This window comes from Anabaena sp. UHCC 0204 (genome assembly GCF_009711975.1).
Classification (GTDB): Bacteria; Cyanobacteriota; Cyanobacteriia; order Cyanobacteriales; family Nostocaceae; genus Dolichospermum.
In genome coordinates this window covers 99097-106545 of the sequence record NZ_VIKW01000001.1, presented here as the reverse complement: position 1 = coordinate 106545, position 7449 = coordinate 99097, and the positions used below count along the sequence as shown (strand labels likewise).

Here is a 7449-nt window from a genome sequence, read left to right as displayed (position 1 = left end):
ACCAATTCCTGAAGTTAAATTTACTGAAGTTACACCAGCACCAGATACCCAAACAATGGAAAATCCTAAAGCACAAAAAATTCAAGAGTAATCAGCAAAAAATACTCAGTTGTAAATTTTGAGACAACATTTCCATTAGTGCTAAACCAGCTACAGGATTACCTACGGAATCTAACGCAGGACTGTAGCTGGCGATCGCCGAAGGCATCGCTCCCTGATTTGGTACTATTGCTATTAGTCCACCACCAATACCTGATTTCATAGGTAAACCAATTTTGACAGCATATTCTGGCGAAGCTTCATATAAACCGCAAGTTAACATCACTGCATTCACAATGTGACGGTGTTGATGATTTATTATCTCGCTTTGACAAGCTAATACTTTTCCTAACTTCGCTAAATCTGCCACTCGCCCAGAGATACAACATATTTGTTCATAAATGTCAAGAGCTAATTCACTATTCTTTAAATTCCCGGTTTCGTAGAGATAGTTAGTAATATCTATATTTATCTGAGAACGATTAGCTCGAAGTGAAGCGAGAATATCTACATCTATATATAATTGAGTACCTGCTAATTCATTTAACCATGTACAGAAAAATTGTGTACATTCATTTCCATCCTTACCTGGTAACTTATCAGCGAGAGTAATAGCACCACTATTAATCATAGAATTGCGTGGATATCCATTATCTGCTATTAATTGCGTCAAAGAATTAAAAGGCGTATCCGAAGGTTTAACCCCAACCCATTGTAAAACCTGTTTTGCTCCGAATTGTTCCAATAAATATAGTAAAGAAAATGGCTTAATCACACTCATGAATGGAAACACACAATCTGTATCTCCTAAACTGTAATTTTCTCCTGATTCACAACTTATGTGAACAGCAAATAAGCTAGGATCAACTATAGCTAATGGAGGAATGCGTTCAATAACTTTCCCTTGAGATGATTGGGTTTTTGCTTGTTCTACCCAGATAGATAAATTATGTATATTGATGCTTTTTATGCCTATCAAAAGCCTAATCCTTAAATCGAGATATAAAATTCAAAATGCCGATAATTGCCCGTGTTAGAGCGTCATGAATACCGAAAAACTACAACTTGCTAAGAGTGTTCCAAACAATAAATGATCCAAAACCAGAGATTGCTTCATTCCGCTCCGCTCCATATGGCTAACGCCACGCTCCGCGAACGCAATGACAATTGGGCATTTTTTTACTTGGAATACTCTAAGAGGTTGTTTACAAATTTTTTTATGTGGGATTTAACACCCGCACATACCCGACTTCTGATCTAATTTATTTATTAATAATCTCAAAAAAGAAGTCGGGAATCTTATTGTTTAATTAACGCCGATACTCATCTCCACAATCACCAATTAATTTATATAAATCCCGTGACTGCTGAGAAACAGCATCTATTTTTCCTATATCTTCAGCATCTAAATTGAAACTAAAGACCTTAGCATTATCTTCTAAATGTTCCGCAATTCCCAACCTTACACCCACAATTACACCACCTACTGCTGGCTGATTTAAAATGTAATTTACAGCCACATTGGCAATACTCACTTGATGTTTATCTGCTATTTGTTTTAGGGTAGCTAGTAACTCTTGAAATAATTGCCAATTACCCCAGTTAACAATCATTTGTTTATATTTTCTCAAGCTTGTGGTGTTGATTTCTGAGCTTTTTGGTTCTGGTTTATCCAAAAATTTTTCTGATAACAAACCACCACAAACACTACCGTAGGCAAATATTTTAATGTTATTCTCTTGACAAAATTTCACCATATTTACTTGTGGTCTTCTGTCAATTAGAGAAAACTGTACTTGATTAGATACTATTTTGATTCCTGCTTCGGTGATAATTTGCAAATGTTCAGTATCAAAATTAGTTAATGCTAAATGTTTAATTTTGCCCTCAGTTTGCAATTCTGCCATATATTTGAGAGCATCTAAATAACTAGAATCTCCATATTCCCACCAATGGAACTGCATTAAATCCAATGATTTAACATCCATTCTTTTCAAAGAAATATCAATATTTTCCTCGACCAGTTTTTTTGTCATCTTTCCAGGACGAGGAACCCATTTTGTAAAAGCTTGAATATTATTTGCAGCTTCTTCTCCACGAGTCGCTATGAATTGACGACGAAACTCACCAATGAAATCTTCTGCTGGTCCATAATGATCTGCTAAATCCCAAGTCGTAAAACCAGCATCAACATATTGAAACATAGACTCAATAGCAGTTTGGGGATTAATGCGTCCATGTCCCCCAGACACTTGCCACATTCCATTTAAAATGCGGCAAATTTTTAAATCAGGGGTAAATTGTAAATAGCTTTCTTCAGGTAAAGTCATATATTTTCGTGTATTGTTATTTCCAATCTTTTTCTGCTTGTTCCAAAACATAAGCTGCAACGGTTTGAATTTCCTCTGTTGTTAAACGATCTTTATAGGCTGACATATTATTTTTACCATTAGTGACGATATTTGCGATCGCTTCTAAAGAATCCATGCCATATTTTTTGAGTGCATTCTTTTTTAAGTTTTTACCACGTCTAATGATGTTTCCTCCATTGATATGACAACCAGCACAATGGAGGCTAAAAATTTCTGTTCCATTGGCGGTAGCTAAGGCGTTAGCAGGTAAGGTAAAATTGATTGTCCACAAGCAAAATGTGCAGAATATCAGTGTTATGATTTTTTTCATAAAGATTCAAAATCAGATGTAAAGCCAACAAATTTTGCACATTCTTCTTGAAAAGATTCTGCTTCGCTGACATCTTCAATTTTATATCCCATGATCCTTGTACCGTCTGGCATTTTTTTAGAACCAATTAATTCAGCTTGGTAATTTTCTACCATTTTCTTAAATTCAGCACCAGACACTTTCCAAGCTTCACCATCACAAGTAATATTTACCCGCCACATAATTAAAATCTATTTATTGACCAATATTGATTATTTCATAAATTGGTAACATTTAATTAAAAAAATTCAGAAAATTCAATTCAGAACTCTGATTTATTAAATAAGTCTGATATCTAAGGGCTATTGTTGTTAATTTACTGCGAACTACCTGAAGATAGATATGATTTTATATCTGTAGGAGGGTGCTAAGGGTAAAAATATTCCGTCATATTGATATTGAATGCAAGTGTTGCTGGATATTGCAGGCACGAACAGGAAAATTACATTATAATATAGCTATGAATAAAAACGTTAAAGAACAAATCCAAGTAGATTTACGCCAAGCTAAAGAAACAGGACAATTAAAAGCTGAACGGATTCGGGAAATTGTTAAATCTGCTGTTTCTCAAGTAGGTTCTGAGTTTCAAGAAGGTTCTCATGAACTGCGTAATTTAGTTAATGATGCTGTTTCTACGGTCATTGAGAATTTACAAGATAAAGGTAGTGAAGTTAAAGAAGGAGTAGTAGCTTCAATTGAAGGTGCTATGGAGGCTATAAATATAAAAAGACACTCAGATATTGTCAAAACACAAGGAGAAATAAAGCAGCTACAAGCTCGATTAGATAGAGAAGAAGATGAACTTCAATCAGAAGTTGAAGGAATTTTAACAAAGATAGTAGAAACAAGTCAAGATAAATCGGCGGATACAAAAATTGCTATTAATTCAGCAATTGATGCTATTAAAGATAGTGATGAAGTGGGTTTATTAAAAAAACGCTATGCACAATTACAAGCACAATTAGCAATTGTCAGAGCAAATTTGTCTGCACGTTATAGCGGCAGTGATCAAGAGGTACAGGATTATTTAAATGAAGCAAAACAATGGTATGATAAATCCCACACCCAAGCTGAATCTGTCAGCTTACAGGTAAAAGAAAAATACTCGCTTCTAGAACAAAAAATGTTAGATGCAGGTGCATCAATAGCTAAGAAAGAACGTCAATTAAAACAAACTTTGCGTGAGTTACTTTTAGCAACGGCTGATTTGTTTAAAGACAAAGAAGTTGCTGATAAAGATATTCATTCTTAAGAGTTTTGTAGGTTCACCTATTACCTATTTGTAAGATTCAGATCCCCGACTTCTCTACGAAGCCGGGGATGTTTTAATAAGTACCTTCCCGTCTATCCATGTTTTCTCCATGTTTGACAATTACCCAAACTGCATGAATGCTACCAGGAAGCCAACCAAGTAGGGTAAGCAAAATGTTAATTAACAACGTTGGTCCAAATCCAACTGTCAGAAAAACTCCCAAGGGGGGTAAGAACAAACCGATAAGTATACGCAATAAGTTCATGGATATTTCCTCGTTTTGATATTATGTTGACCTACTGACTATCTTGTAATTCCAACCCTTTTTCTGCGAAGTATTTACTCAAAAAGGTATTAGCTAAAGACAGAACTACAGGACCGAGGAGAAAAGCCAGAAATCCTTGAACTTGAAAACCTGGAACTAAAATTGATGCTAACCAAAAACAAATACCGTTGACAACGAGGGAAAAACCACCCAAAGTGAGATATGTCAAAGGTAAAGATAAGGTAGTAAGAGTGGGTTTAATTCCACTATTAATTAAACCAATTACAGCAGCAGCAATTAAAGCTGAGGGAAAATTAGCAATATTTACCCCAGGAACAACTAAATCAACAATTAGCAAACTCAAAGCTGTAGCGAGTGCGATGAAAAAATATCCCAACATTATTTTACCTCAGTAACAGCAATATCAGTGCTATTACTATTTTTAAATATGGATGAATATTTGACATCTTCTCATAGGTGGAATCAGGATCTATCCTAAGTTAGATTAAGCATAATAACAACAACTAGATCCCTAACTTCTTAGCAAAGTTGGGGATCTAAATACTTTTAGCTTTGATTACTATAGTAAAGAGAAGATTTATATAAAACCTGTTCTTGATGGGTTTCTAAGACGCAATCAGATAAAGGATAGCTGACACAGGTAACAACATATCCCGCTTGAATTTCTTGGGAACGAAGAAATTTTTGTTCACTTTGATCAACTTCTCCCTTGATAAGTTTAGCAACACAAGCGGAACATTCTCCTTGTTTACATCCTGATGGTAAACGAATACCAGATGCTTCTGCTATGTCCATTATATATTGATCATCTGGTACTTGAATGGTGCGATTTAATCCGATGTTAGGATTGATGAGTTGAACTTGATAAATAGCCATACCAATTTTAGAATTTTTTTCACGCAGAGACGCAAAGACGCGGAGAGAATTAATTTTATTGTTTGATTCCTTTCATTGATAAACTGATTCGTTTGAGTTTTTCGTTGATTTCTAAAACTTGGACTTTTACGACTTGTCCGACTTTAACTATTTTTTTGGGATCATCTACAAATTTATCAGCAAGTTGGGAAATATGCACTAAGCCATCTTGATGTACACCAATATCAACGAAAGCACCGAAGTTAGCAACGTTGGTAATCATTCCTTCTAATTCCATTCCTACTGCTAAATCTCTAATTTCTTTGATTCCAGCTTTGAAGGTAGCATATTTAAATTCAGCGCGAGGATCTCTTCCTGGTTTCTCTAATTCGCTGAGAATGTCGCGCAGAGTTGGTTCTCCAATTGTGTCGGTAACGTATTTTTTAAGGTTGGCTTTTTTGAGGTTTTCAGCTATTTGGGTAACTTGATTTAAGGATACTCCTAAATCAGCAGCTATAGATTCTACAAGGGGGTAACTTTCAGGATGAACTGCGGTATTATCTAAGGGGTTTTCTCCACCACGAATTCTCAAGAAACCTGCTGCTTGTTCAAAGGCTTTGGGACCGAGTTTAGCTACTTTTAAGAGTTGACGACGATTTTTAAATGCTCCTTTTTCATTGCGATAGGCAATAATATTATTGGCTATTGTGGGGGTAATTCCGGAAACAAAGGTAAGCAGTTCTTTGGAAGCGGTATTTAAATCTACACCCACATAGTTAACGCAACTTTCTACGGTTTCATCTAATTTCTTTTTCAGCAATTTTTGATCAACGTCATGTTGATATTGTCCGACACCAATTGATTTCGGATCGATTTTGACTAATTCCGCTAAAGGATCTTGTAATCGTCTACCAATACTAATTGCACCCCGCACGGTAATATCTAAATCAGGAAATTCTTCTAGTGCTACTTTACTGGCAGAATATATAGATGCACCAGATTCATTTACCATAACTTTAACTGGTTTATGGGCTATATTTGGTAATATTTCGGCGACAAATTCTTCTGTTTCCCGTGAAGCTGTACCGTTACCAATAGCAATTAATTGAACTTGGTATTTTTCTAGTAACTTTTTAATGGTTTGTGCGGCTTTTTGGCGTTGTTCTGTTGCTTGGTGCGGAAATACGGCTTGATATTCTAAAAATTGACCAGTTTCATCTAGTATGGCTACTTTACACCCGGTTCTAAAACCAGGATCTATGGCCATTGTGGGTTTCATTCCTGCTGGTGCTGATAATAATAATTCTCGCAAATTCGTTTCAAAAGTTTTGATTGATTCTATGTCAGCATAGGTTTTTTTCTCGTTAATTACTTCGCTAATTAACGAGTTTTTCATCAAGCGGTTAAAACTATCTTTTAACATTCCTTGATAAAAGTCACGAATGTTGCGAACTTTAGTTTTAATTTCCTGAGATTCTAAATAACCAAGGACAAAATCTTCGTCAAAAGCGACCTCAAAGTTGAGAATTTTTTCATCATCTCCCCGACATAAAGCCAACATATTATGAGGGGCAATATTTTTGACTTTAATTTGATAATTTCGGTACATTTCAAATTTGGTTGTACCTTCGGGATGTTCGTTTTTGATTTGCGAAATAAACACTCCAGTTTCTAAGAGATATTCGCGGATATATGCGCGTAATTCGGCTTTTTCTGCTACTTCTTCTGCTAAGATATCAGATGCACCTTTTAAAGCTTCATCTGCGGTTTTTACTCCCAAACTTTCCGAAATATACTTTGCTGATTCCTCTTCTAATGATGCAGCAATACCATTTTTCACATTTAGCGACTTAATAAATGTAGCGAGGGGTTCTAGCCCTTTTTCTCTGGCAATAGTAGCACGAGTTCGGCGTTTTTGCCGATAGGGGAGATATAAATCCTCTAGTTCGGTTTTTTGTAAGCAGGATTCTATTTTTGTTTGTAGTTCTGGGGTAAGTTTATCTTGTTGGGCGATCGCATTCACAATCACTTTCTTTCTATCTTCTAATTCTGTTAGGTAATTATGCCTATCTTGTAAATCCCGTAATTGTACTTCATTCATTTCATCAGTCCGTTCTTTACGGTAACGCGCAATAAAGGGAATTGTCGCTCCTTCTGCTAAGAGTTCTAGCGCATTTTGTACCTGGTGGGGTTTGAGTTTTAATTCGCTTGCAAGGAGTTGAGAAATATTCAACATTAGGTATTTAAATTGAAAGTGTTAAATTGATTCCAGTACGGTTGGATAGTGTTAGTTTAA

At 35.6% G+C, this 7449-nt stretch carries 9 protein-coding genes; 1 reads left to right on the top strand and 8 read right to left on the bottom strand.

What is annotated here, in order from left to right; translation table 11 throughout:
• Nucleotides 1–91: 91 nt before the first annotated feature.
• From FJR04_RS00535 to FJR04_RS00520, 4 genes are all read right to left on the bottom strand, one after another.
• Nucleotides 92–1018, bottom strand: a complete 927-nt coding sequence (locus FJR04_RS00535) for a glutaminase (RefSeq protein ID WP_168490807.1) — start codon at nt 1016–1018, stop codon at nt 92–94.
• A gap of 331 nt (nt 1019–1349) precedes the next feature.
• Complete coding sequence (locus FJR04_RS00530; RefSeq protein WP_168490805.1) at nt 1350–2369, bottom strand: aldo/keto reductase; 1020 nt, start codon at nt 2367–2369, stop codon at nt 1350–1352.
• A gap of 16 nt (nt 2370–2385) precedes the next feature.
• Entirely contained in the window at nt 2386–2721 is a 336-nt protein-coding gene (petJ, locus tag FJR04_RS00525) for a cytochrome c6 PetJ (protein WP_168490803.1), read from the bottom strand.
• A complete protein-coding gene (locus FJR04_RS00520; protein ID WP_168490801.1) occupies nt 2718–2942 on the bottom strand; it encodes a hypothetical protein in 225 nt (74 codons plus the stop codon). Before FJR04_RS00520 ends, petJ begins: the two co-directional genes overlap by 4 nt.
• Before the next feature lie 278 nt (nt 2943–3220).
• On the opposite strand from FJR04_RS00520, the gene FJR04_RS00515 reads away from it, so the two are divergent.
• Nucleotides 3221–4012 (top strand): histidine kinase, encoded by a 792-nt coding sequence (locus FJR04_RS00515; RefSeq protein ID WP_168490799.1) that lies wholly within the window; start codon nt 3221–3223, stop codon nt 4010–4012.
• A 73-nt stretch (nt 4013–4085) separates the two neighbouring features.
• On the opposite strand, the gene FJR04_RS00510 is transcribed toward FJR04_RS00515, so the two are convergent.
• The 4 genes from FJR04_RS00510 to FJR04_RS00495 form a co-directional block, all read right to left on the bottom strand.
• Nucleotides 4086–4277: a YqaE/Pmp3 family membrane protein gene (locus tag FJR04_RS00510; RefSeq protein ID WP_168490797.1), complete on the bottom strand. Its 192-nt coding sequence runs from the start codon at nt 4275–4277 to the stop codon at nt 4086–4088.
• Nucleotides 4278–4308: 31 nt separating this feature from the next.
• A complete protein-coding gene (locus FJR04_RS00505) occupies nt 4309–4677 on the bottom strand; it encodes a phage holin family protein (protein ID WP_168490795.1) in 369 nt (122 codons plus the stop codon).
• 167 nt (nt 4678–4844) lie between these two features.
• Entirely contained in the window at nt 4845–5174 is a 330-nt protein-coding gene (locus FJR04_RS00500) for a 2Fe-2S iron-sulfur cluster-binding protein (protein WP_168490793.1), read from the bottom strand.
• Between the two features lie 55 nt (nt 5175–5229).
• On the bottom strand, nt 5230–7389 hold the full coding sequence (locus tag FJR04_RS00495; RefSeq protein WP_168490792.1) for a Tex family protein: 2160 nt from the start codon (nt 7387–7389) through the stop codon (nt 5230–5232).
• Nucleotides 7390–7449: the final 60 nt, after the last annotated feature.

Coding starts and splice junctions, on each gene's coding strand:
- petJ (WP_168490803.1), bottom strand. CDS start 2,721: ATGAAAAAAATCATAACACTGATATTCTGCACATTTTGCTTGTGGACA.
- FJR04_RS00505 (WP_168490795.1), bottom strand. CDS start 4,677: ATGTTGGGATATTTTTTCATCGCACTCGCTACAGCTTTGAGTTTGCTA.
- FJR04_RS00515 (WP_168490799.1), top strand. CDS start 3,221: ATGAATAAAAACGTTAAAGAACAAATCCAAGTAGATTTACGCCAAGCT.
- FJR04_RS00500 (WP_168490793.1), bottom strand. CDS start 5,174: ATGGCTATTTATCAAGTTCAACTCATCAATCCTAACATCGGATTAAAT.
- FJR04_RS00495 (WP_168490792.1), bottom strand. CDS start 7,389: ATGTTGAATATTTCTCAACTCCTTGCAAGCGAATTAAAACTCAAACCC.
- FJR04_RS00520 (WP_168490801.1), bottom strand. CDS start 2,942: ATGTGGCGGGTAAATATTACTTGTGATGGTGAAGCTTGGAAAGTGTCT.
- FJR04_RS00530 (WP_168490805.1), bottom strand. CDS start 2,369: ATGACTTTACCTGAAGAAAGCTATTTACAATTTACCCCTGATTTAAAA.
- FJR04_RS00510 (WP_168490797.1), bottom strand. CDS start 4,277: ATGAACTTATTGCGTATACTTATCGGTTTGTTCTTACCCCCCTTGGGA.